This window comes from Sorangium sp. So ce327, from assembly GCF_051530205.1.
GTDB classification, from domain to species: domain Bacteria; phylum Myxococcota_A; class Polyangia; order Polyangiales; family Polyangiaceae; genus Sorangium; species Sorangium cellulosum_B.
In genome coordinates this window covers 12,357,957-12,382,198 of record NZ_CP150330.1, presented here as the reverse complement: position 1 = coordinate 12,382,198, position 24,242 = coordinate 12,357,957, and the positions used below count along the sequence as shown (strand labels likewise).

16 protein-coding genes and 1 pseudogene are annotated in these 24,242 nt (G+C 69.1%); 9 read left to right on the top strand and 8 right to left on the bottom strand.

The genetic code is table 11. The features are described 5' to 3' along the window. Positions 1 to 6: 6 nt before the first annotated feature. The 4 genes and pseudogenes from WME95_RS46415 to WME95_RS46400 all read right to left on the bottom strand — a co-directional run. Positions 7 to 4,041: a non-ribosomal peptide synthetase gene (locus WME95_RS46415; RefSeq protein WP_437905606.1), complete on the bottom strand. Its 4,035-nt coding sequence runs from the start codon at positions 4,039 to 4,041 to the stop codon at positions 7 to 9. A 44-nt stretch (positions 4,042 to 4,085) separates the two neighbouring features. Next, positions 4,086 to 5,261, bottom strand: coding sequence for a PAS domain S-box protein (locus WME95_RS46410; protein WP_437905605.1), 1,176 nt, complete (start codon positions 5,259 to 5,261; stop codon positions 4,086 to 4,088). Positions 5,262 to 6,047: 786 nt separating this feature from the next. Next, positions 6,048 to 6,662, bottom strand: a complete 615-nt coding sequence (locus WME95_RS46405) for a hypothetical protein (RefSeq protein WP_437911134.1) — start codon at positions 6,660 to 6,662, stop codon at positions 6,048 to 6,050. 114 nt (positions 6,663 to 6,776) lie between these two features. Further along, positions 6,777 to 7,100: pseudogene (locus WME95_RS46400) on the bottom strand (DUF1835 domain-containing protein); the annotation flags it as partial. A gap of 285 nt (positions 7,101 to 7,385) precedes the next feature. On the opposite strand from WME95_RS46400, the gene istA reads away from it, so the two are divergent. Together istA and WME95_RS46390 are read left to right on the top strand one after the other, a co-directional pair. Beyond that, entirely contained in the window at positions 7,386 to 8,972 is a 1,587-nt protein-coding gene (gene istA, locus WME95_RS46395) for an IS21 family transposase (RefSeq protein WP_437905604.1), read from the top strand. Then, complete coding sequence (locus WME95_RS46390; protein ID WP_437902022.1) at positions 8,972 to 9,793, top strand: ATP-binding protein; 822 nt, start codon at positions 8,972 to 8,974, stop codon at positions 9,791 to 9,793. The genes istA and WME95_RS46390 overlap by 1 nt, the downstream gene beginning before the upstream one ends. 1,386 nt (positions 9,794 to 11,179) lie before the next feature. Here the strand turns inward: WME95_RS46390 and WME95_RS46385 are convergent. After that, positions 11,180 to 11,353 carry a hypothetical protein gene (locus WME95_RS46385; RefSeq protein ID WP_437547347.1) on the bottom strand — a complete coding sequence of 58 codons (174 nt, stop codon included), beginning with the start codon at positions 11,351 to 11,353 and terminating at the stop codon, positions 11,180 to 11,182. Between the two features lie 89 nt (positions 11,354 to 11,442). On the opposite strand from WME95_RS46385, the gene WME95_RS46380 reads away from it, so the two are divergent. Further along, positions 11,443 to 11,772, top strand: a complete 330-nt coding sequence (locus WME95_RS46380; protein ID WP_437905603.1) for a hypothetical protein — start codon at positions 11,443 to 11,445, stop codon at positions 11,770 to 11,772. On the opposite strand, the gene WME95_RS46375 is transcribed toward WME95_RS46380, so the two are convergent. Continuing rightward, the gene (locus WME95_RS46375) at positions 11,756 to 12,982 is read right to left on the bottom strand and encodes a 2-isopropylmalate synthase (protein WP_437905602.1); all 1,227 of its coding nucleotides are present in this window, start codon (positions 12,980 to 12,982) and stop codon (positions 11,756 to 11,758) included. The two genes, WME95_RS46380 and WME95_RS46375, sit on opposite strands and share 17 nt — an antisense overlap. 300 nt (positions 12,983 to 13,282) lie before the next feature. Here WME95_RS46375 and WME95_RS46370 point away from each other — a divergent pair, with 300 nt between their 5' ends. The 6 genes from WME95_RS46370 to WME95_RS46345 all read left to right on the top strand — a co-directional run bounded on the left by WME95_RS46370 (position 13,283) and on the right by WME95_RS46345 (position 22,687). Continuing rightward, positions 13,283 to 14,800, top strand: coding sequence for a hypothetical protein (locus WME95_RS46370; RefSeq protein WP_437905601.1), 1,518 nt, complete (start codon positions 13,283 to 13,285; stop codon positions 14,798 to 14,800). Between the two features lie 273 nt (positions 14,801 to 15,073). Further along, positions 15,074 to 17,440, top strand: coding sequence for a type VI secretion system Vgr family protein (locus tag WME95_RS46365; RefSeq protein WP_437905600.1), 2,367 nt, complete (start codon positions 15,074 to 15,076; stop codon positions 17,438 to 17,440). Next, positions 17,394 to 20,108, top strand: a complete 2,715-nt coding sequence (locus WME95_RS46360) for a DUF2169 family type VI secretion system accessory protein (protein WP_437905599.1) — start codon at positions 17,394 to 17,396, stop codon at positions 20,106 to 20,108. The genes WME95_RS46365 and WME95_RS46360 overlap by 47 nt, the downstream gene beginning before the upstream one ends. Further along, a complete protein-coding gene (locus WME95_RS46355; protein ID WP_437905598.1) occupies positions 20,105 to 21,169 on the top strand; it encodes a pentapeptide repeat-containing protein in 1,065 nt (354 codons plus the stop codon). The genes WME95_RS46360 and WME95_RS46355 overlap by 4 nt, the downstream gene beginning before the upstream one ends. Positions 21,170 to 21,616: 447 nt before the next feature. Continuing rightward, positions 21,617 to 22,258: a DUF3540 domain-containing protein gene (locus tag WME95_RS46350; protein WP_437905597.1), complete on the top strand. Its 642-nt coding sequence runs from the start codon at positions 21,617 to 21,619 to the stop codon at positions 22,256 to 22,258. A gap of 27 nt (positions 22,259 to 22,285) precedes the next feature. After that, complete coding sequence (locus WME95_RS46345; RefSeq protein WP_437905596.1) at positions 22,286 to 22,687, top strand: DUF4150 domain-containing protein; 402 nt, start codon at positions 22,286 to 22,288, stop codon at positions 22,685 to 22,687. A 57-nt stretch (positions 22,688 to 22,744) separates the two neighbouring features. On the opposite strand, the gene WME95_RS46340 is transcribed toward WME95_RS46345, so the two are convergent. Next, entirely contained in the window at positions 22,745 to 23,068 is a 324-nt protein-coding gene (locus WME95_RS46340; protein ID WP_437905595.1) for a hypothetical protein, read from the bottom strand. A gap of 260 nt (positions 23,069 to 23,328) precedes the next feature. Further along, positions 23,329 to 24,015, bottom strand: coding sequence for a hypothetical protein (locus tag WME95_RS46335; RefSeq protein ID WP_437905594.1), 687 nt, complete (start codon positions 24,013 to 24,015; stop codon positions 23,329 to 23,331). Positions 24,016 to 24,242: the final 227 nt, after the last annotated feature.

Genomic DNA, 24,242 nt, shown 5'->3' with positions numbered 1-24,242 from the left:
GCGCGGTCAGCCGGTCGCGCCCCGCCGCGGCAGGCGCGCGACGTCTTGCCATCGCAGCGGGCTGCGGGCCCTCGGCGCGGCCTGGCGCACGCCGCTCTCGGCCGGCGCCGGGGCGAGCAGGTGCCCGCTGCGCAGGTAATACGCCAGGAGCGTGTCCAGCAGCCGGGCGTTCATGGGGGGACACGCGATCGCCGTGCCGGCCAGCCCCTCGATCGTGTTCTGGCAGTCGAAGGCGGGCATCCGCGCGTACAGCTCCCATCGGGTCAGGTCGCCGTGGACCTTCTCGGTCAGCATCGGCAGGAGGGGAAGGAACGGGCTGTCGACCGAGCGCCGTACCCGCGCCAGCAGCTGCTCGCACCATGGCGCGTAAGGCAGCCGTGCCAGCGGATAGCCGCGGGAGACGAGCAGATCGAAGAAGCCGTTCAGATCGAGCCGCCGAGGCGGCGGGGGCACCAGGTGAAACGCCTTCCCGAGCGAGCCCGGTAGGCACGAGAGGTGCACGATCGCCCGGCTGGCGTAGTCGATCGTCACGAGCTCCTTGCTCTGCGCGGGCAGGTCGGGGGCGCAGCGCATCTCGACGCAGCCTTTGATCATTCTGCTCACGAAGTCGGTCACGTTGGCGGCGCCCGTCTGGCTGTGACCCAGGATGGACCCGGGGCGGAAGACGGTGACGGGCACCCCGCGCGAGCGCGCGATCCACACGAGCTTCTCCGCGACCCACTTGCTCTGGGAATACCCCATGTCCGTGTGGAGGTGGTCCACCCAGCGATCGAGGTCGTCGCTCTCCCGCACGGTCTGGGCGCCGGTGAAATAGCCGATCTGGCCGATGACCCCGATCGTCGAGACGTGATGCACGGGCTTCGTCCGGCCCAGGCAAGCGAGCCGCAGGACCTCCTGTGTCCCAAGCACGTTCGCCGCCTTGTGGGACGCGTACGGCTTGATGTAATTGACCTCGGCGCCAGCGTGGTAGATCGCGTCGACGCGCTGCGCGAGCGCCTCGAAGCAAGCCGGGGTGAGCCCGAGCAGCGGCTCCCTCAGGTCGCCGGGCACGGCGACGATCCTCGCGCTCGCCGCGGGCTCCCAGAGCGAATAGGCCTCCAAGGTCCGCCGGAGCCTGGCCAGGCCTGCGGCGGCGTCGGGAGCGCGGACCAGGCAATGGATCGTGGCGCGCGTCTGCGTGAGGAGCTCGCGCACGAGAAAGGCGCCCAGGAACCCCGTGGCGCCGGTGAGGAAGACATGGCGAGGCGGAGCGCCCGTGTCGACGAACGAGCCGCAAGGGCGGATGTCGGGAGCGAGGGCGGCCTCCGCGCGGAGGTCGATGGCGCCCATCGACGCCGCGGCGCCGCGCGCCTTCCAGCGCCGCGCCTCCTCGACGGCGCGGGCGAGCCCCGCCAGGGTGGGTGACTCGAACAGCCGGCGCGCGGGCACGTCGACGTGGAAGACCGTCCGCACCTGGAGGAGCACCTGCGCCGCGAGCAGGGAGTTTCCGCCGAGCTCGAAGAAGTCATCGTCCACCTCCGGGCGGTCGGTATGGAGGACGGACGCCCAGATCTCGGCCACCCGGCGCTCGATCGGAGTGCGGGTGCTCTCCGGCGCTCCGGTGTGCAGCCGGCCGGCGCCGGGCGGCGGCAGCGCCCGGCGGTCGACCTTCCCTGTCGCGGTGAGCGCCAGCGAGGGCACCACGACGAACGCGGCCGGGATCATGTAGTCGGGCAGCTTCTCCTGCAGAGACCGGCGCAGGCTCCTCGACAGGTCGCGGGACGCGGGGCCGCTGCTCGCGGGGCCGCTGCTGTCCACGCCGACCTCCGCTCCCTGCCATCGATGATCCGCGCCCGCGGGGCGCGACGGAGGGCCGCTCAGGCCGAAATCCGAGACGACGTACGCCACGAGGCGCATGTCGCCGGGCGCGTGCTCGTGGAGCACGACCACGGCCTCACGCACGGAGGGGCACGCGCACAGCGCCGCCTCGATTTCCCCGAGCTCGACGCGGAAGCCACGGATCTTCACCTGGCAGTCGATCCGGCCCAGGAAGTCGAGCGATCCATCGGCCAGATAACGGACCTGATCGCCCGTCTTGTACAGGCGCTCTCCCGGCTCCTCGGGCAAGGGGTTCTGGACGAACGCCGCGGCGGTCAGATCAGGTCGGTTCAGGTAGCCTCGGGCCAGCCCGTCGCCGGCGACGTAGAGCTCACCGGGCACGCCCACCGGCACCGGCTGGAGCCGGCGGTCCAGGACATAGGCGCGCGTGTTCGCGATGGGCCGTCCGACCGGCACGCGGGAGGCGCCCTCGGGGACCACGCGCACGAGGTGAGTTGTGGAGAACGTCGTGTTCTCGGTCGGACCGTAGCCGTTCACGAGGTGCTTCGGGGCGCCTTTCAGGAGCACCTCCCTGGACAGCTTCGGATTGAGCACGTCGCCGCCGACGACGAGGTAGGAGAGCCCCTGAAACGCGTCCGGGCTCACTCGCGCGAGGTGGTGGAAGAGCGCCGTGGTCAGGAACAGGACGGAGATGCCTTCTCGCCGGAGGAGCGCGGGCATCCCTTCCGGCGACAGCAGCGTCTCGTGAGACACGATGACGAGGCAAGCGCCGTTGAGCAGCGCGCCCCAGATCTCGAACGTCGACGCGTCGAAGGAGAGGCTGGAGGCGTGCGCCACGCGATCCGACGGCCCGAACGCGACATACCCGGTGTCCCGTACGAGGCGGACGACCCCTCGGTGCGGGACGGCCACGCCCTTGGGCCTACCGGTCGAGCCCGAGGTGAACATCACGTAGGCGAGATCGGTCGCGGAAGCAGGGATGGCGGGGTTTCTGTCATCGCCGGGCGCGCCGTCGTCCTCGTCGAGGCACATGACGTCCCCGCGGAAGTCGAGCCGTGTCACCAGCGCTCGCTGCCCGACGACGAGGCCCACCGCCGCGTCCTCCAGCATGAAGCGCAGCCGCTCGTCTGGCGTGCTCGGATCGAGGGGCACGTAGGCGCCGCCGGCCTTGAGGACGCCGAGCAGGGCGACGAGCGCGCTCGACGATCGCTCGACGAGGACGGCCACGCGCAGGTCGGGACCGGCGCGGCGCGCCGAGATCCGATGAGCGAGCCGGTTGGCGCGGCGGTTCAGCTCGCGGTAGGTGAGCGCCTTGTCGCCCTCGATGACGGCGATGGCGTCGGGCGTCCGCGCGACGTGCTCCTCGAAGAGCGCATGAACACACGCGTCGCGCGGATAGGCCGTCTGCGTCGCGTTCCAGACGACGGTCATCCGGCGCCGCTCCTCCGGCGTGAGCAGCGGAATCTCGGCGATCGGCCGCTCGGCGTCCTCCGCGACGCCCGCCAGCAGGAGACCGAGGTGATCCAGCATCCGCTCGATCGTCCCGGGATCGAACACGTCGGTGCTGTACGTCATCGTCGCGACGAGCCCTCGCTCCAGCGCCGTGACGGACAGCGACAGATCGACCGGCGCGGCCGGGCGGGTGCGCGAGCGCCGCGCCGCTGTCGCCGCCCTGATCGCGGCGCGGCGCAGGGCATCCGCGGGTCGCACGAGCTCGAACGTGGTCTGGAACGCAGGGTGATCGCTTGTGTCCTCCGCCGCCCCGAGCCCCGCGAGCGGCTTGTCCAGAGGCACGTGGCGGCGGGCCTCGGCCGAGGCGATCTGCGCGGCGATCTGCGCGAGGAGGTCTCGAAAGCCGAGCTCCTCGTCGATGCGGGCGCCAACGACGAGCGGATGGCGAGGCCCTGGCGCCGCGCGCCAGCCCCACCGGCCGCCGCGGCGAGGCCAGGGTGTCCCGATCAGGATCTCGCTCTGAACGGTATGGCGGTAGAGCAGCGCCGCATAAGCGGAGAGCAGGGTGACGAAGAGCGTCGCGCCCGAGCCCCGTCGCACGCGGTCGAGCTCCAGGGCGAGCCGAGGCGGCAGCTCTCGCGACGCCGACGCGCGAGATGGCGAAGGCGCGGGCGGGCGTGGGCGATCGGTCGCGAGATCGAGCGCGGGGAGCTCGCGCGGGAGCTCCCCCGGTGCGTGGGACAGACGTGCCTGTGTCGCGTGAGCGCGCATGATCGAACCCCCCCGTTGAACTGCAGAGGACGATGCGTGGGAGCTCAGACGGTCATCGAGCGTGCCTTGCGCTTCAGCGCGTAGGCAATACCACTTTGCAGGGTGCCGCAGGTGACGAGCCCTCTGAGCTCGGTGCCAAGATCGACGAGCGCCTGTGCGACGACGGGGCGGACGCCAGACAGCACGACGTCGGCGCCGAGCAGCCTCGCCGCCTGTGCGACGCGGACCAGCGCGGCGGCCACCTCTCCGTCCACGGCCTTCACGCCGGTGATATCGAGTATCGCCACGGCGGCTTGCTTCTCGCCGAGGGCGTTCAGGAGCGTCTCCAGGATCTGCTGCGCGCGCTCCCGGTCGATCGTCCCGATGAGGGGCATCGCGATCACGCCGTCGGCGATCGGGATGAGCGGCGTGCCGAGCTCCCGGAGCGCCGCCTGCTGCGCCTGGATCACCCGCATCTGGGCGAGCGTCTCTTCCTCGTACCGGAGCTGCTCCGTGATGTCCCTGAAGAACGCCGCCATGCCCGTCGGCTCCCCCGCCGGGCCCATGACCACGAAGGCGCTCGTCTGCCCCATCCACTCGCTCCCGTCGGGGCGCCGGATCTTGAGGACGCCGCGCCACGCGCCGTCCTTCATCAGGATCGGCAAGACCTCGCTGGAGAGCCGGCGGAAGCTCTCGGGAGCATAGAAGTCGGTCAGCCCGCAGCCGACCGCGCCGTCGCCGAAGCCGCTCATCGCCTTGAAGGCGGTGTTGGCGTAGACGACCTGCCCGCTCATCGACGTCAATGTGATGCCATCTAGCGCATTGTCAATCAATGTCTTCGACACGCCGAGCTCTTCGGCTTGGCGGCGCTGCTCCACCTCCATGTCCCTTCGACCTGTGATGTCCTGGACTACACTCATGACCTGTCGCGGCTTGCCGGCGCCATCCCGCGCGAGGACGATCTCGCGCCTGGTGACCCAGCACCACGACCCGTCGGCCTTGCGCAGCCGATACGCGAGCTCCTCCGAGTCGCTCGCCTGGCCTTCTCCGGCGTGATCGAGCTGCTCGCGAGCCCGGGTCTGGTCGTCGGGGTGCGCGAGCGTCACGAACGCATCGAGGCCCGCGAGGCCCGCTTCGTCCGCCGCATATCCGAGCTCGCCGGCCAGCGAGCGGTTCTCGTAGAGCTTGCGCTGCTCGACCGGATCGTGGACGCAGAGCAGGTACGGAATTGCCTGTAGCACGGCGTTCGTACGGCTGAGCTCGGCACGCAGGTCCCGCTCGATCTGCTCTAGCCTGGACACACGAGCGCGCAGGGCGGCAAGCTCGCCATGATGCGGCTGGAGAACCGTCTCGTGAGGTTCCATCGATTTCCCCCGATACTGGCTGCTGGCAAAGGTCAGGCGGCGAGCGGCGGTGGTGGACAGCTCGCCTCCACCAGCGACGTTACACCTGATGAGACGCCTTAGACAGCATCAATCTCAGCAGGAATACCGTCACAGTGGGGACAGCAGGGCCCGCTGATCGGTATTGTCACAGCGAGGACGTTTGCTGCGGTCGTCACTCCATTGCTGGGTCCAGCGCTCGGTCCATTGCTTGGTTGCGCGCGTCTCCGACGGAGTGGGCGGGCGCGTGGCGCGGCTCGGTGTGCCGCATGCTCAGCGTCGCAATCGTACGCTCGTCGCATGTAGATGGTCAGAAGATTCCTGATTGCGGCGGGCACCCGTATGGCGATCTCGTTCCCTGTGCGTCTTTCTGGGCACCACGTCACTGTCCCGCGACGTCCCCACGCTCCGCGGGGCGAAATCGCGCCGGTTCGCAACGACGCCTCGCCGCGCCGCCGCGAGGCCAGGCTGGACGGCATTGGCGACGAGGCGTTCGCCCCGGCGATCGGCGGTGGGACGGAGCTCGGTGTCGGGCCGGCGAGCCCTGTAACCTTCGGGTGGCCGTTCTGTGGGAAGGGCGACCGCGGTCAGGCAGGTCGACTGCGGCGAGCTCCGCTCGCCAACGGGATACCCGAAGGCTAGCCCTTACAGCCGAGCGAGCCGTCCATCTTCAAGCAGCACCCAGGGGGCAGAAGCCGAGTACGCCTCAGTCCCAGCGATCGGCAGGCTTGGCGCATCGGTGAGCTGATCGAGCCCCTTGTCTCGGAGCCGCATGCCGCCTTGGGTGAGACGATAGACGAAGGACTTCATCGGTACGTCGGGCATCGGGCCGGGTGCGCGCTCGACGAACGCGCCGGAATCGTGCTTTGCCCATTGCGTCAAACGATCTTCCAGGAACAGGTCACCTGTACAGGAGAGGAGTTCCCGCAAATCCAGTCCAGACTGCGACTTGTGACAGAACACGGACACGGCTGTTTGTCCCGCCTCCACGGACAGGACGGTCAGGATGAGCTCATCGAGTCGGCTGAGGCGCAGCGTACCTTCCGTGGTCTTTGTTGGAAAGAAGCATGACAGAAATCCCCACAGGGCGGCAAGCTCTGGAAAGCCTTCAACACCAGCTATACAGCTTTCGATGAAGGGCAAGGGGTCCTCCTCGGCGTAGCTCTCCCAGAGGCGAACGGCACGATCGTAGCGTTCCACTGGCCAGGGGCGCGCCTTGTCGAGACGATCCAGAAGAACCTTGTCGAGGTGGTCGGCCACTGACGCGGAGCAGTTGAACCGCGGAACGATCGGCGGCTCGGGAGCACCTGCTCTTGTGCCGTACACAGACTCGAACTCGACAATGACAACGTCACTGCACGCGACCCCCATGTGCCTCAACCAGCAACAGGCCCTCCATAGGTTTACTCGTTCGTGAAGGCTCTCTGATACCCACAAGACCACGGGCGGCTTCCAGCGAACCTCCGGGGAGTAGAGCCGATCCCACTTTTCACCCAGCTCATCCCTATCGGAGTGGCCCTCATGCTCCGCAGGCAGAGAGCACCACGTCTCACGGAGCCGCATATGTTCTACGGCATCTCGACGGCTCGGTCCGATGACAAGGCAGTCTGACGCGCGCACGACGTTCGTGGCACCCAGCTGAAGCAAGAGATCTGCTGTTCGCGGATCAAAGGCAACATGTATCGCATCAAGAAGCATAGGGACGTCCGTCACGCTCAATCAAATCCACACTCATAGCACTCACTGTGCCAGTTTGCAGCCTCATGGGGCCAGCTTCCGAGGTTTTTTGCAGGGTCATGGGGCCACCCCAAACGCAGGAGGATGGGGCCACCCGCGCGGGGGCGTGACCCGGTTTTTTGCAGGGTCATGGGGCCAGCTTCCGAGGTTTTTTGCAGCCTCATGGGGCCAGCTCGGGACGCCGCGGTCGGGATCTGAGACGGGCTCCTTCCGAGGACGGCGCGGGTCGCCGTCGGAAGGAGACCGATGCCCTACCGAGAGCTGATCATGGTTGACATCAAGGAAATGCTCCGCCGTCGTGCGGCGGGGCAGAGCGCGCGTCACGTGGCGCGCGAGACGGGCGTCGATCGCAAGACGGTCGGCAGGTACTTCGAGGCCGCAGCGATGTTGCCACTGTCGCGCGATCGCGAGCCGACGGACGAGGAGATCCACGCGATCGCCCAGCGTGTGCAGGCGCGCCCGGTGCCCGACGCAAGCGAGGAGTGGAAAGAGATCGGCGCGTATCGCGCACGCATCGAGGCCTGGCTCGCCCAACCTCGGCCGTTGAAGCTGACGAAGATCCACCTGCTGCTCAAGCGCGACCACGGCGTCAGCGTGAGCTACGACACACTCCGGCGCTTTGCCATGGAGGAGCTCGCGTGGCGCAAGAAGACGCCGACGGTTCGCGTCGCGGACACCGAGCCTGGCGAGGTCGCGCAGATCGACTTCGGCCTGATGGGTAGGCTGTTCGACCCAGCGACGCAGCGAGCTCGCAATCTGTGGGCGCTCGTGGTGACGCTCGCATACAGCCGCTACCAGTTCGTGTGGCCGTCGTTCGAGCAGACCACTGCGGCGGTATGCGCGGGCCTGGATGCGGCGTGGTGGTTCTTCGGCGCGATGACGCGCGTGATCCTCCCGGACAACATGAAGGCCATCGTGCTGCGCGCCGACGAGCTCGCCCCCGTGCTCGTGCCGGCGTTCCTCGACTACACGCAGACACGCGGGCTGTTCGTGGATCCTGCGCGCGTCAGGTCGCCCAAGGACAAGGCGCGTGTCGAGAACCAGGTCGCGTACGTGCGCGAGAGCTGGTTCGACGGCGAGTCGTTCTCGAGCCTCGACGAGGCGCGCGCGTCCGCTGAGCGGTGGTGCCGTGACGTCGCTGGAGCGCGAGTCCACGGCACGACACGCGAGGTGCCGCGCGAGGTGTTCGAGTCACGCGAGAAGGGCACCATGAAGCCGGCGCCGGCAGCGCCGTTCGACGTGCCGCACTGGACTGACGCGAAGGTGCACCCCGACCATCACGTGCAAGTCCTGCGGTCGCTCTACAGCGTGCCCACGCGCTACGTTGGAAGCACGGTGCGCGTCCGCGCCGACCGCGCGTCGGTCAGGATCTACGCGGGCACGGAGCTCGTGAAGGTGCACGTGCGCGTCGCGCCGGGCAAGCGCTCCACCGATGCGAGCGACTACCCCGTGGGCAAGGACGTCGCCGCGGTGCGCGACGTGGCTTCGCTCATCACGAGCGCGAAGAAGTGCGGCGTGCACGTCGGCATCTACGCCGAGCGGCTGCTCGATGTGCCGCTCCCCTGGACGCGCATGCGGCTGGTCTATGCGCTGCTGCGGCTGTGCAACAAGTTCGGCAGCGGGCGCGTCGAGGCGATCTGCCAGAGCGCGCTCGCGTTCGATGTCGTCGACGTACAGCGCGTGACGCGCATGCTCGAGACGGCGAAGACGCCCGCGTCGCCGCTCGCGGATGAGCGCAAGGTCGTTGCGCTCCCCACGCCGCGGTTCGCGCGCAGCACGGAGCACTTCGCGACACGCACGCTGGCGGCTGCCGCGACGAAGGAGGAGGCGTGATGAGCTTCAGCGAAGTCGACCCCGCGCTCGTCACGGCGCTCAAGCGCCTGCGCCTCGGCCGCATCGCTGCGACGCTGCGTGAGCGGCTGCTGCTGGCCGAGAAGCAGTCGATGGGGCACGAGGAGATGTTGCTCATGCTGCTCACCGACGAGATCGGGCGCCGCGAGGCGAGCGCGACGGAGAGCCGCGTACGCGACGCCGGGCTCGATCCCGGCATGCGCCTGGAGCTCTGGGACAAGGCCGCGAAGGTCAGCTTCGACAAGCGTCTGCTCGGTGGGTTCACGAGCCTGCGCTTCCTCGAAGAGCACAAGCACATCGTCATCCTCGGCTCGGTCGGCGTGGGCAAGACCTTCCTCGCGAACGCACTCGGACACCTCGCGTGCCAGCACGGCTACAGCGTGCGCTTCCTGCGCGCCGACGCGATGCTGCGCAGACTGCGCCAGAGCAGGCTCGACAACTCACGCGACGCCGAGATGGTCGCGCTCACGACTGTCGACCTGCTCATCCTCGACGACTTCGCGCTCGAGGTGATGAGCAAGGAAGAGAGCCGCGACGTCTACCAGCTCTTCCTCGAACGCACGGGCCACGCGTCGATGATCGTCACGAGCAATCGCGACACGGCCGAGTGGCTCGCGATGTTCGACGACGTGCTGCTCGCGCAGAGCGCCGTCGATCGGTTCAAGAACGCGGCGTTCGACTTCATCATCGAGGGCGAGTCGTACAGGCCACGGCTCAAGCCGAAGCTCGACGAGAGCAACACGGCCGCGCCGGTGCCCGCGCGCAGCAAGCCGCCCACCCATCCACGCAACAAGCGGCGATGACCGCTGCGGCCCCGGTGAGGACGTCGATCCCGGGGCCGCGCCGCTGCCCCCCCTCGCTCCACTCGGCGCGCCTCGCCCGCCGTCGTCAACGTGGCCGCGAGGGGCGCCGGGGGCGGGGTAAACGTTCCTGCTCCTGAGCGTCGCGGCCCCTACGCCGGACCTGCCAGAGGGCCCGGGTGGCCCCATCACCCTGCAAAAAAGAGGGACGTCGCCGGTCGCTTCGCGCCCGGCTCCGGGGACCTCGACACGCTTCGCGGTCTCGGGCATGGTCGAGGCCGATCACGTCGTCTCCCCCTGGCCCCATGACCCTGCAAAGGGGTGGCCCCATGACCCTGCGACGTGGCACTCACTGTACTTATAGGGACGTTTAGCCTGACAATCTTCTCGACAGTAATCACAGAGACTCCTGTGGCCAATCGGACGCGTGCACCGCCGCCCCATGTCTCTGCATTTTTCGTACATCTCGGTGCATGTGTGAACTGGCGTGCACGCCCCCGCCATCGCAAGTTGTGCGCTGTCCACTTCTTCTTGTTCTGATTCGTCTGCTTCGCCGTTGCTTGGAAAATCTCCCGCCCCTGCGGATTCTGTTGGATATCCGGCACCCGCGCTTCCCGACTCCGCTGTGTCGCACGTATAAGCTGGCAATTCGCATGCCGACGCGAGCATCATTCCTAGCCCGCCGCATAGCATGAGTACGCTCGCCTTTTTCAAGCCGTCTCCCATAGTTTCCTCCCTGTTCCGGATGCGCCTACCGTTCTCCTAGCGGAAAGGCGGCGTCAACTGGAGATCTAGGCTACAATTATGTCCGTGCTATTTTCGAACCCAGGAGCCCGAGCACGATCGGCCGCATCGCATGCCCATGCGCGTGTCGGGGAGCTTCGCGTCGCCGTCCGCCGGCTGACCGAACACGACCTCCGCGAGTCCGGCGACGCCTCTACCCCACGCTTACGAGCATCGACCTGGGCTCGTTCGTCTCGGTGTGACCTCCGTATGCCCCAACGTCAGGGCACGGGGCTCCACGAGAGGGATGGAGAGGGTACGAGAGGAATTGGGCTCTCAACGGCCTCTGACACCATTCTGACGCGTCCGGGGCGGCGTCCGCCCTATCTGCGGTGCATCCCCTGCAGATTGGTCGCCGTGTTCGATTCCCGGCGCCTTTGCCACGAAGACATGTCGAGAGCCGTGCTTGTTTTGCTTTTGTGAACTGCAAGTGACCTACTGAATTTTGGCTTCGCTGAACGGCATGACGAGAGAAGCACGTGCTTCGGCCTGTCCGAGCAGGGCAGCACACTACGCCACTGGTGAGGCGAGAGGACTCGCGGTACTCCTCACATCCAAGGCCTCACCCACTTATCTCACCCGATTAGGTACCGCTCTCCGCTCGCCTCAAACCCCGCGCGGAAAGTCGCCCAGCGGCGGGAAGCGCGGGTCCTCCGTCGGATCGGGCGACGGTGGCTCCGGCTGCTCCGGCCCCGGATCCCCCGGGTTCGGCGGCAGCGGGGCATCCTCGTCGTCCCCGGGAATGTCCGTCTTCGCGAGCTCATCCTTGTCGTCGTTCATGACGGCCTTCCGCTGCAATTTTCAAACCGCATCGCACACGCGTCCCCCGGCTTGACGCCCCCGCCCGGCATCCCTGATCTGCAGCCGGCGTGCTCTCGATCCGCCACGACCCCTTCCCGCTGGAGGCCGCCCGCGACCTGCTCGGCATCGTGCGCGCGCTCTACGCCGAGGCGCGCGCCCGCGGGGCCAGCGTGGCAGATCTCCACGCCATCGCGGCGGTCGGCGACGACCTCCGGCAGGCGATCGCCCTCGCCGAGGCCCACCCGCCCGGCACGCTCGGCTTCTCGTCGGCGTGGGCCCGCGCCGAGCGCGCGGCGGGCCGCGTCGGCGAGCTCGCGGGCGCCGTCGCGCCCGCTGCGCCCATCGTCCGTGCCGCCGTGGCGCGCGTCGGCGGGGGCAGCGTCACCCCCGGCGGGTGAGCGCCCCCGCGATCGGATGGTCCGGCGCGACAGGCCAGGCGAGCGCGCGCGACGCAGCCGCGCAGTACGCGACGAGGCGCTCGCGCGGCACCGGGGGGCGCGCGCCGAGGCGGCCGAGGTTGTCCACGAGCAGCTCGAGGCAGGTGTTGCCCGTCCGCTCCCCGACGCCGAGCGCCGTGGCGTGGACCCGCTCGACGCCGCTCGCCACCGCCCAGAGCGCGGCCGCGAGGCCGAGCCCGCGATCGTTGTGGCCGTGCCAGTCGAGCTCGATCCCGGTCGCCCCGAGCGCGCCTAGCTCCCGCCGGGCGAACGCGACGAGCGCCTCGACCCCCGGCGGGGTGACGTGGCCGGTCGTGTCGCACAGGCAGAGGCGCGCCGCGCCGGCGTCGACGGCGGCGCGGAAGAGCGTGCGGAGCATGTCGGGCGGCGAGCGGGTCGCGTCCTCCGCGACGAGGCAAAAGGGCAGGCCAGCCGCCGCGGCCGCCCGCCCGGCCTCGTCGACGCTGCGCGCCAGGAAGTCAGGCCCCCACCCCTCGACGAAATGCCGGATCGGCGAGCTGCCGATGAACGCGTAGACCATGATCGGCGCCCCGGTGCGCTCGGCCACCCGGGCGACCTCCTCGACGTCCGCGGCGAGGGTGCGCGCGGCCGCGGTCAGGCCGAGCGGCAGGCGGGACGCGACGATCTCCCGGGCAAGCAGGCACGCGTCGTCGAACTGCCGCGGCCCGGTCGCCGGCATGCCGAGGTTCACGACGTCGACGCCGACGCTCGCCATCGCGTGGAGGAGCTCGATCTTGCGCGCGCGCGGCGGGTTCATGGTGGAGACGCCCTGGATGCCGTCGCGCAGCGTCTCGTCGAGCACCTCGACGGGCCGGGCTCCCCGGTCGAAGGGCAGCCACGCCTCGCCCTCGGCGGGCGCGGCGCCCCACGCGTCGGCCACCAGGCCGCCAGAGGGCGGCTGCACGCCGAGAGACGGCTGCAGGCCACCGGGGGGCGGCTGAAGGCTATCGGGAAGCGGCTGCAGGCCACCGGAGGGCGGCTGAAGGCCACCAGGGGGCGGCCGCAAGCCACCGGGGGGCGGCCGCAGCCCGCTGGGGCCGGAGGGCGACAGCTGCCCGCCAGGGCGCGGCAGCCGCTCCCCCGGCGCGGGCTCGGCGCGGTTCCAGTCGAAGGGGGCCGCGGCGCCGGGATCCCGGCCGTCGGCGCTCATGCGCTGCATCTCATCTCGAAGGGGGCTCTCGGCGTGGCGCGGACGCGGCGCACCGCGTCGATCCGCGCTGGAGGAAAGGTTACTTCATGTCGGCCGCCGGAGCAGGTCCCAGCAGCGCACGGCGAGCGCCACGCCCCTTGCCGCGACCGCATCGAGCCGGCGCCAGGCGCCACGCCCGCAGGACCGGACCACCGCGCCCGCCAACGGGAGCGGCTTTCCGCGCGGAGAGCGGCAGCGTAAAAAGCTGACCAAGGAGCAACTTGCTGCTCCGGGACACCTGCCGCTCCGGGAGCTTCGATCATGCACAGGCTTCGCCTGCCGATGACCGCGCTGGGATTCCTCACAATCGCCACAATCGCGCTCTGCGCCGGCTGCTCGCCCTCCGAGCGGAACTTCGCGTCGGCCGGAGGCGGTCAGGGCGGCGGCGCTGGCCACGGCAGCGCCAGCGCCGGCGGCGAGGGCGGGGCCAGCGGCCAGGGCGGGGCCAGCGGCCAGGGCGGCGCCGGCGGCCAGGGCGTCGCGTGCACCTCGCCGAAGGACTGCCCCGCCGGGGAGAACGCGGAGCCGACATGCGAGGACGGCGTCTGCGGCCTCGCGTGCGACGCAGGCTTCCTCGACTGCGACGCCGCGACCCCGGGCTGCGAGACGAGCGCGCGCGATGCGCAGCACTGCGGCGCCTGCGGCCGCCGCTGCGCGATGGAGTGCGTGGACGGGGCCGAGAGGGCCTTCTGCAACGACCCGGTCGAGATCTCGGCGGGGTTCGCCCACACCTGCGTGCTGCGCGGGGACGGCAGCGTCTGGTGCTGGGGGAGGAACACGTTCGGGGAGGCCGGAGCGCCGGTGGATCAGCCGGCCTTGCCCTGGCCCACGCGGGTGTCGCTGCCCGGCAAGGCGATCCACGTGGCCGCGGGCGGCGGATTCTCGCGCACGGACAACATTGCCCCTGGGCACTCCTGCGCGGTGATGGAGGACACGACGGTCGTCTGCTGGGGACACGGCGTGCGCGGGCAGATCGGCAACGGCTCGTACCTCGATTCCGTCGCACCGACGCGGGTGACGAGCCTCATCAACGTCGTGCAGATCTCGCTGGGCGCGGCGCACTCGTGCGCCGTGAAGACGGGCGATGAGCTGTACTGCTGGGGCTCCGACGAGGAAGGCCAGATCGGCAATGGCGCGGCGGAGCAGTCGGGCTATGCGACGCCGATCCTCGTCCGGAGCGATATCCGGCAGGTCGCGGCAGGCCAGGATCACACCTGCGCCATCAAGGCCTCCGACGGGGGCGTGCTCTGCTGGGGCAGGAACTTCGATGGACAGCTCGGCAACGGCGGACAGACGAGCTCGCCCTCTCCGGTGAACGTCCTCGCGCCGCTCGCGGCAGGCGTCGACGAGGTGGCCGCTGGCGACCGGCATACGTGCGCGCGCAAGGGCGCCGAGGTCTACTGTTTCGGCAACGACTACAACGGCGCGGTGGGCGCCAATCGCTACGGGCCCGTGCCGGAGCCCACGCTCGTCGCCGTGCCGCGCGCGACGCGCATCGACGTGGGCCGCGAGCGGAGCGGCGCGGTGTCCGGCGACGCGCGGGCGCTCAAGATGTGGGGAGTCGCCTTCCTGGGCAACGGCGACGAGGGGCTGTCCACGCAGCCGGTCGACGTGCCCATCGACGGCGTGGCGCAGCTCGCCGGAGGCTACCAGCACACGTGCGCGCTGAAGACGACAGGCGAGATCCTCTGCTGGGGCGAGAACGCCGAGGGGCAGCTCGGCGTGGGCCAAGGGGTCGGCACCCAGCCTTCGCCGGTCGCGGTCAAGTTCGAGCCCTGAGCGGGAGCGGCGCTCGTGACAGGCGCCTTGTCGGGCCGCGGAGGGGGCGCGCTCTACACCTGGGATCTCCGCCGTGGAGATGAAGCGGTAAGCAGAGCCCCGCTTCCGCCGTACGACGAAGTCGTGCGGCGACGCTCACGGGCTTGCCAAGTGGGCGCCCTTCTGATGTAACGCCAGCTGTCGTGACATCGTCCGCGCGCGGCCGCTGCGTTCAAGGGGGCCTCGGGTGGACCACAACCTGGTGGGGAGCTCATGAGCGTGGACGTTCTTGCCATGCACTGCGCAGCGCTGCCGGCCGCCCGTGCCGTCGGCTTCAAGGGCACCGAGGCGCTGTGCCGACCGTTCGAGTTCGACGTCCTGTTCACCGTGCCGGCAGGCACCGACGTCCGCGCCGCGATCAACGCCCGGGCGACGCTCACGCTCCAGCGCGGAGCGGACTCGCCGCCGATGTGCTGGCACGGCGTGTTCGTGCGCCTCCGGCTGCTGCGCGAGTCGGCCGACCGCGCGCTCTACCATGGGTCGCTCGTGCCCAGGCTGTGGCTCCAGCGCCACTCGGTGCGCAGCTTCGTCCATACGAAGAGCAAGATCGACGCCTTCCTGACGAAGACGCTCACTCATGGCGGCCTCACGACGAGCGACTTCCGGTTCAGCGTCGACACGGACCGCTATCCGGAAGAGGAGTTCGTCTGTCAATACCGGGAGAGCCACCTCGACTTCACCCATCGATGGCTCGAGCGCGAGGGGCTCTACTACCACTTCGAGCACCCGGTCGACGACGGCGCCGAGGTCATGGTCATCGTCGACAGCAAGGATCAGCACGAGCCGCTGAGCGGCAACGGCCGGGTTCGTTACCACCCGACCTCGAGCCACGACGTGTCGGCGGGCGAGTGCTTCCGGGAGGTGCACGTCGATCTCAGCGCGCTGCCGGCCGCGGTGCGGATCAACGATTACAATTACGCGAACCCGGCCGCCTCGGTGTCGGGAGAGCACGCCGTGTCCAAGAGCGGCCACGGTGAGGTCCGCGAGTACGGCTACCGCGTCTTCACGCAAGACGAGGCGACGCGGCTGGCCCAGGTCAAGGCGGAGTCGATGGCGTGCCGTGAGCTCACCCTGCACGCGACCGGCAACGCGACAGGGCTGCGGGCCGGCTACGTCTTCGAGCTGGAGGACGGGCCTTCGGACATGCCGACCCGCTACCTGGCCGTCGAGGTGCGGCACGCGGCCGCGATCACGGGCGGCTCGTTCGACATCACGCGCTTCACGGGGATGGCCATGGACGAGACGTACCGCGTCGAGGTGGTGGCGATCCCGGCCGACGTGCAGTTCCGGGCGGCCCAGGCGACGCCGTGGCCGCGGATCTTCGGCTTCGAGAACGGCGTCGTCGACGGCTCCAGCGACAGCCAGTATGCCCAGATCGACGACCAGGGGCGGTACCTCGTCCGCTTCAACTTCGACGCGAGCGAGCTGCCCGACGGCTCCACGTCGACCTACCTGCGCATGATGCAGCCGCACGGGGGCAGCGTCGAGGGCTGGCACTTCCCGCTGCGCAAGGGGACCGAAGTCATGGTGTCGTTCCAGGGCGGCGACCCGGACCGGCCGGTCATCGCGGGCGTGGTGCCGAACGCCCACCGGCCGAGCACGGTGACGAGCCGCAACCTGACGCAGAACGTGCTGCGCACCGGGGGCAAGAACCACATGGTCGTCGAGGATCTCGAGGGCAAGCAGCACATCGACCTGTATACCCCGGTAGGCGGCACGAACCTCCACATGGGCGGGCCTACGCAGCAGGGCTTCGTCGTGCCTCCGCTGACGCCGAGCGCAAACTCCGCAATCCAGAACGTGGACTGCATGTTCTACGTCTACACGGACGGCAACGCCGGATTCAACGTGTGCGGCAACTGGTGGCAGACCGTGGGCTGCAAGTACAACGTCGACGTCGGCGATGACGCAACCCTCCATTACGTCGGCACCCACACGCTCAACGTGGACGGCGATTCCAACGAGTTCTACAACGACCATCAGAACGTCACGGTGCATTCGGGCCGCGTCGACAAGGTCACGTCGGGCGGCATGACGCAGGACATCCATGGAGGGCTCACCCAGACGATCGAGCCCGGCGGCAAGCAGGTGGTGACAGGGAGCTGGGTGCACAAGGTCAGCGCGCTGAACCACGACGACTACGGAGAGTGGAAGACGGACGTGGGCAAGACATGGACGGCCACCATCAATGGCAACATCAGCATCGAGAGCAGAGCGGGAAAGATCCTCATCAAGAGCCCTACCGAGATCACACTCGATGCCCCGAACGTGAAAAACAAGGCCACCGGCCAGTGGTTCAAGGCTACGGGCTTATCCGTGGAGCTCTACGGAACCAAGAACTCGGCGGGGATTCACAAGTTCGACGGGGCGGGGATCGCGACAAGCGTCAACGGGCAAAAGATGGAGGCGACCCTCAATTCCAGGGCGATGACGGGCATAAAATTCGAAAAGGTGGGACAGGCCATGTCCATCACGGACGTCAAGGTTGACCTCGTGCAGGCGAAGTACACGAACAAGCCGCTCGATCTGGAGATCAATGAGATCTCCTGCTTCAATGGCGCCTTCGAGTCCAGGGCGAAGGCCTTCCTTAAGCTCGGTTAGCCCCATGAAGGTCGTCAAGCCCGCCAAGATCCCCGTTCTGACGCGCGTCGTCGAGATCGGCCGCCGCCCCTTCTTCCACGCGGCGGGCATCATCGCCTTTCCGCTCAGTGCTCCCCGGGCGCTCCACGACGAGCTCACGTTCTGGCGAACCACGGCCACCGCGCTCGGCGAACGGGGCATCTTTGACGAGGGCTTCGCCAGGGTCCGCGGCGAGCTCCTCGTCGCCGGCAGCTTCTTCGCCCCTGGAGGCACGCCGCTGCCAGCGTCCTACGTGCGCGCACGCGTCGGCGCGCTCGACAAACGCCTGGCGGTCATCGGCGACCGGTTCTGGCGCGACGACGTGCCGACCCCGCCACAGCCGATCGCGACGCTGCCCATCGACTGGGCGCTCGCCTTCGGGGGCCCCGGGGTCGACAGCAATCCCCACGGCAAAGGTGCAGCTCCGATCACGATGAACGGACACACCGTCCACCCCCTTCCGAACATCGAGCGCTATGGGGCCATGATGCGCGCGCCCTCGGAACGCCCGGAGCCGGCGGGCTTCCTGCCGATGGACATCACCTTCGCGCAACGCCGCAAGCGCGCCGGGACCTACGACAAGCACTGGCACGAGGAGCACTTCCCCGGATTGCCCCCGGACGCGGAGCCGACCTTCTTCAACGCCGCGCCAGAGGACCAGTGGCTGGACGGCTTCTTCCGTGGTGATGAGGAGTTCCTCGTCGAGAACATGCACCCGGACAGCCCGCGCATCGAGGGGCGGCTTCCCGGGCTGGTCACGCGCTGCTTCGTCACCCACCGCACCCCGGAGGGGGAGCGCTTCGTCGAGCTACCGCTGCGCTGCGACCTGGTCTGGCTGTTCCCCTCAGCGGGGCTCGGCGCCGTGGCCTTCCACGGAGCGATGCGGATCGCCGAGGACGACGCGGCCGACATCGTGCATCTCGTGTGCGCGTGCGAGGAGCCGGCGATCCCGCGGCCGATCGAGCACTATCAGCAGGCGCTCCGGCGCCGGCTCGACAAGGACCAGGCAGCGGCCGATCTCTCGGACGCCGATCTCATGCCGCCGCGCGGGTCGGGCGTCGCGCCCGACTTCGGTGGCTCCGACATGGGCCGGTGGGTCAAGAGCGAACACCTCACCAAGAAGAACGTCCGCCGCGGGCAGGAGCGCATGCTTGCCGCGGCGCGCGCGCGCCTTGAGGCCGAGGGGCTCGACCCGGACAAGCACGGCGCAGCGGCGCTCCCGCCCGAGCCAGAGGTGCTGCCCGCGGGCGATCCCGAAGCCTTCGCGGCGCGTGTGCAGGAGCAGCTCGCGCGCATGGACGATGAGGTCCGACAGCTAGAGGCCCTGGAGGCCGAGGGCAAGGAACAGGCGCGCAAGCTCTATGCGGAGATGGGCAAGGACCTCGACGAGGTCATGGCGGAGGCGGCCAGGGCGAGCGCCGGCCCGCCCACGTTTCGCGCGGCGGATCATCTCGCTCGGCTGGGTGCGATGGCGGCGGAGGCGCGCGCCGAGGGCATCGTGCTGGAAGAGCTGGAGCAACGGATCGCCGATCCGCGCAACCGCGCCGAGCTAGAGCAGCAAGAGGAGGGGATGCGCGAGATGTACAGGCGCTTTGCACATCACCAGCCTGCGGCCGCGGCGATGGATCCAGACGCCACGGCGCGAGCGCGCATCGTCGTCGAGCTCGCGTTCGATACCGGAGAGTCGCTCGCGCGCCGCGATTTCACCGGCGTGAACCTTTCCGGGATGCGCCTGTCCGGCCTCGATCTCTCGGGCGCGTTCCTCGAGTCCGCCGATCTGTCGGGGTGCGACCTGTCGGGCGCGAACCTCGAGGGCGCGGTGCTCGCCCGGGCGAATCTGCGCGCCGCGGACCTCCGCGGGGCCCGGCTCCGGGGCGCGAATCTCGGCGGCGCCACGCTGCACGATGCGGCGCTCGACCGCGCCGACCTCAGAGACGCCGTGCTGAACGGCGCGGACCTCGCCGGCGCCCGCCTCCCCTCCGCGAACCTCACCGGCGCCGACCTGATGGAAGCCAAGCTCGGCGGGATCGATCTCTCGGACGCTGTGCTCGCGCAGTGCACTCTGATCAAGGCGGATCTGCGCGAGACGCGCTTCGTCGGCGCAGACCTGTCGGACGCGACGTTCGTGAAGTGCACCCTCGACGGTGCCGACCTCTCACGCGCGACCCTCCAGAAAGCGACGTTCGCGGAGTGCACCGGAACCTCCGTATCGTTCCGGAGCGCGCGGTTCCGCCAGGGCATCGTCGTGCACGGCTCGTCGTTCCCCGGCGCCGACTTCCGCGACGCCGACATGGAGAAGGCGAACCTGCGCGGCACGGCGCTGCCCGGCGCGCGCTTCGACGGCGCGAACCTCGCCGGCGCCGACCTCTCCGAGTGCGACGCGGAGCGGGCGAGCTTCGAGAGCGCCGTGCTCAAGGGCGGGCTGCTCATCCGCACCAGCCTGGTCGAGGCGTCGCTGGAGGGCGCGAACCTGATGGATGCGCTCGCCTCCAAGGCGCGGCTCGCGGGAGCCAGGTTCACCGGGGCCAACCTGTTCCGCGCCGACCTCTCCCGTGTCGTCGGCGACGGGCGAACCAGCTTCGCCGGTGCGAACGTGATGCACGTGCGCTTCCTGCCGAAGGCCGATGTCCCGCCGCGAGGTGACGCGTGAACCGGGACGAGCTCCTCGATTGGGTCCGGCACGGCGAGCCGGTGCGCAGCGAGAACCTGTCGCACCTCGAGCTCGACGGCGTGGATCTCTCGGGCGCGGTGTTCGAGGACGTGCGCTTTCCGAGGATTCTACGCGCCGCGCTCCTCAAGGAATCGATCTTCATCGACTGCGACCTCAGCGGGTGCGATCTGAGCTCCGCCGATCTGCACCTCGCGAGCTTTCACCGCTCGAGGCTCGCAGGCGCGCGTTGCAACGAGGGCAAGCACATCGCGACAAGCTTCGTGGAGTGCGACGCCGAGGGCGCCTCGCTCGCTGGGGTCGAGGCGCCCATCGTGACCTGGGTGAGGAGCTCGCTCCGGGGCGCGTCGTTCGCGGGTGCGAACCTCGACCGCGCGAACCTCATCGAGATCGACGCCGACGGGACGAGCTTCGCCGGCGCCAACCTCGAGAAGGCGACCCTGTACCGGGCCGATCTGCGAACAGCCGATCTCGCTGGCGCGAACCTCACGCTGACCACGCTCGTCGAGGCCAAGCTCGGGCCGAAGCGCTTCGCCGACACGAAGCTCTTTCGCACGCAGTTCATGAAGAGCGATCTCGCGGGAACGAGCTTCGCGGACGCCGACTGCGCGCAGTGCAACTTCATGGGCGCCGACCTGCGCGGGGCGACGTTCGCGGGCGCCCGCGCCCCGCAGTCCTATTTCGGCGAGGCCCGGCTCGACGGGGCGAAGCTCACGAACGGCGATTTCCGGCAGGCGATCTTCGACAAGGCGGAGCTGCTCCAGGCCGACCTGTCGGGTGCGGCGCTGGAGGAGGCTTACTTCGGCCACGCGCGCGCCCTCGGGGCGCGCTTCTCGGGTGCGAGGCTGAGAGAGGCCGATTTCTCTCATGCCGACGTGACGGGCGCCGATTTCGACGGCGCCGGCCTGTACCGGACGAAGTTCCACCTGGCCAAACGCGAAGGCGCCGTCTTGCGCGGGGCGCTCCTCGCAGGCTGGTTGGGGGACGACGAGGAGCTGGCCAGGGCAGAGGCCTGGCAGCCCAGGCCCGGCGCGGAACCGTGAGCGTGGACAAGCGCCAATCCAGCCGCTCCGCGCTGCACGGCGCGCTCGACAAATAACGCACTACTCCATCGAGGCCATCATGAAAGCATCAGGGACCTGCCCAAAATGTCAATGCAACGTTATGTGGTATATAGCCGACGTTGCAAAGAACACGGAAACTGGCACGGCTCAGCAGCAGCCCACGTTCCAGCTTGCGGTCATCGGGCTTGGCGAGGAGGGTTGCGCCGGGAAGACCGAGGCCTACGCCCGCAGCAGTGCGGGTACATCGAGCTCTATCTCAAGGAGCGGCTGACGGTGGACGGTGAGCATGTGTACGAGCGGCGACAGTGCCCACGAACGCCCTATCGCGGCTGACGGTTTCCGCAGGTCGTGGACGACAAGGGAAACCGCAGAGCGGTCCAGTCGAGAGCGGGCCAGAGACAGGGGACGAGGAGAGAGGGCTATTACGTGACAGCCGTAAAGAAATTTGCCAGATGGGAAATCGGCCTCGAATCGGGCCACGTCGAGCAGGTCAGCGAGGCCGTCGTGGTGCGCCTCGCCTCGGGACGCTATGAGGCGCGGCGCGCCAAGAGCTGCCTCGTCGCACCCGAGGCCGGCGACAAGGTGCTCTGCGCCATCGAGCCGGAGGGGGTCTATGTGCTGGCCGTGCTCGAGGGCCGCGAGGGCGCGCCGACGAAGCTCGCGGCCGACGGCGATCTGGAGCTGCAGGCGCGGGGCGGGCAGGTGGCGATCTGCGCGTCGCAGCGCGTGGACATCGCGAGCGGCGGCGGCGTGGCGGTGACGAGCGCCGAGGTGCACGTGCGCGCCGCGAAGGGCTCGGTGGCCATCGAGCAGCTCGGCTTCTTCGGCCGGCTCGTGCAGGCCGAGGTGACCAAGGTCGCCCTGGTGGCCCAGGAGGTCGACTCGCGCCTCACGCGGCTCACGCAGCGTGTGAAGCGGGTGTTCCGCTTCGTGGAGGAGCTCGATCAGACGCGCGCCGGGGCGGTCGACCTGCGCGCCGAGAGCATGATCGGCATTCGCGGCGAGAACGCGGTGATCTCCGCGCGCGTGCTCGCCAAGATCGACGGTGAGCAGATTCACATCGGTTGATCCGACCGAAAGAACAGGAGGCTTTCGATGTTGGCAAAGAGCTCTGCTGGCGGCCTGTGCATGGCGTTCCCGGACGTGTGCCTCACGCCGGCCCCCCCGTCGCCGTCGCCCGTTCCCATTCCCTACCCGAACGTCGGCGTGGAGCCGACCAACACGGGATTCGTGCCTCACGTGCTGCTCACGTGCGCGCCAGCGCACAACATGTCCTCGCAGCCCCCGCTGACGAACGGCGACAACGCTGGCGTCGCCATGGGCGTCGCATCCGGAACGGTGATGGGGCCGTCGCGCACCGTGACGGCCGCGTTCACCGTGGTCGTCGGAGGGATGCCCCTCGCACGGCTCACTAGCATCACGGTTCAGAACAGCACGAACGCGCCAGGCGCCAAAATCGTGCCCAGCGTCACAAACGTGCTCGTCCTGGCGCCGTGAGCACGTTGCGCCAGGGGAGGTGACGGTGCGCGTCGCGCCGTCACCCAGCCGCCAAGGTCAGCGGTACGGCGTGCCGACCGCACCCCCGTCGAGGTAATGAACCCTGGACCCCGGTTGCGACGCGAGCTTGGCGAGGGCCTCGTTCGCGTCGCGCGCGTACCACTCGGTGAAGCCGCAGAGCGCGCAGATCCAGGTCTCGAAGGTGCCCGCCTTGACGAGCGCGGTCGCCGCACCCACGACCTCCGTAGTGCCGGTGAGGACATACTTGGACGTGACGTGCAACGGATTCGTCTTCGCGTATTCGCAGTCGGGCTGCTCCACTCTCTCCACGACCCAGAGCTTCCTGGACTGGCACTTCGGGCACTGACGAGAGGTCTTCATCGCGATGGGTCTCCTTGATCCGGACGAGCCTAGCATCTCGGCTCGTGGCCGATCCTGGTGATCTGCCGAAAGACGACGCCTCCGGGACCGTCTCGGCAGCGCGGTCCCGATCCCCACATGGGGAACTCACCAAAGCCGCACGCCGCGCGCACCTGCCCTGGCGCCCCGTTCTTGCTCGCGTGTCGACGTCGGAGATCACCGCGCGAGACGCGGCTCCGGTTCCGCTCGGCTGAGCGCCTGTCCCGCAGCACCCGCCACGCTCATCGATACGGTGAGTCTCCTGGCCTCCGCGTACCGCCAAGGCCGAGCTTGCGCTCGAGCGCGTCGATTTGGGCCTCCCACGCGGAGCGCTTGCGCTCGAGCTCGCGCGTGCGCAGGGCGGCAGCGACGAAGGGCCCAGCGAGGAGCAAGACGAGGAGCACGAGACCGACGTCCACCGGCACGCTCGCCCAGCGGGTGAGGCGGTAGGGCGCGAGATCCTGGTCCTCGCGACGGGACACGTCGCTCGAGGTGAGGCGGTCGATGTCGACAGCGCGGTTGTGACAGAGCTCTACCGACACCTCCGCCTCGGCCCAGGGGCCCGACTCGTGCCATGTGAAGACTCGCCCCGGGCCGCGGCACCCCCGGCATACGCTCGGACAGAAGACGCTCGCAGCCATGATCGAGCGGCCGATCATGGGCTCCACGCACGCGGGGAACATGAACCCGCCGATCAGCGCGGCGAGGAGGGCGAACAGGACAAGCACAGGGCCACTCGCGTACCACATCGTGCGAACTGTCCCGAGGCTCGCATCATGTCGATTGCGGAGGCGCGCGAGGCGTGATTCATCGGCGATCCGCTCCTCGGCCGCCGCCTTCTCGGCCTGGGCGCGGGCCGCCTCGCGCACGGCTTCCTCCTCGCGCCGCTTCTCCATCGCGACGATCTCGCGCGCCTTGTCTTCGATCATTTTCGCGAGAACGTCGGGCACGCCATCGCCATCGGCGTCGACCGGCGCACCGCAGGCGGGACATCGGGGCTTGGAGAGGTCGAGGGCGGCTTGGCAGCGAAGGCATCTCATGGGCGCGGGCTTTCATCCAGAGCTTACCACAGCGCACCTCGTGTATATCGCGGCAGCGCCGGGTATCCGATCATCGGAACGCACGCCCTGGATGAAACGGCAGATCGCCGATCTGG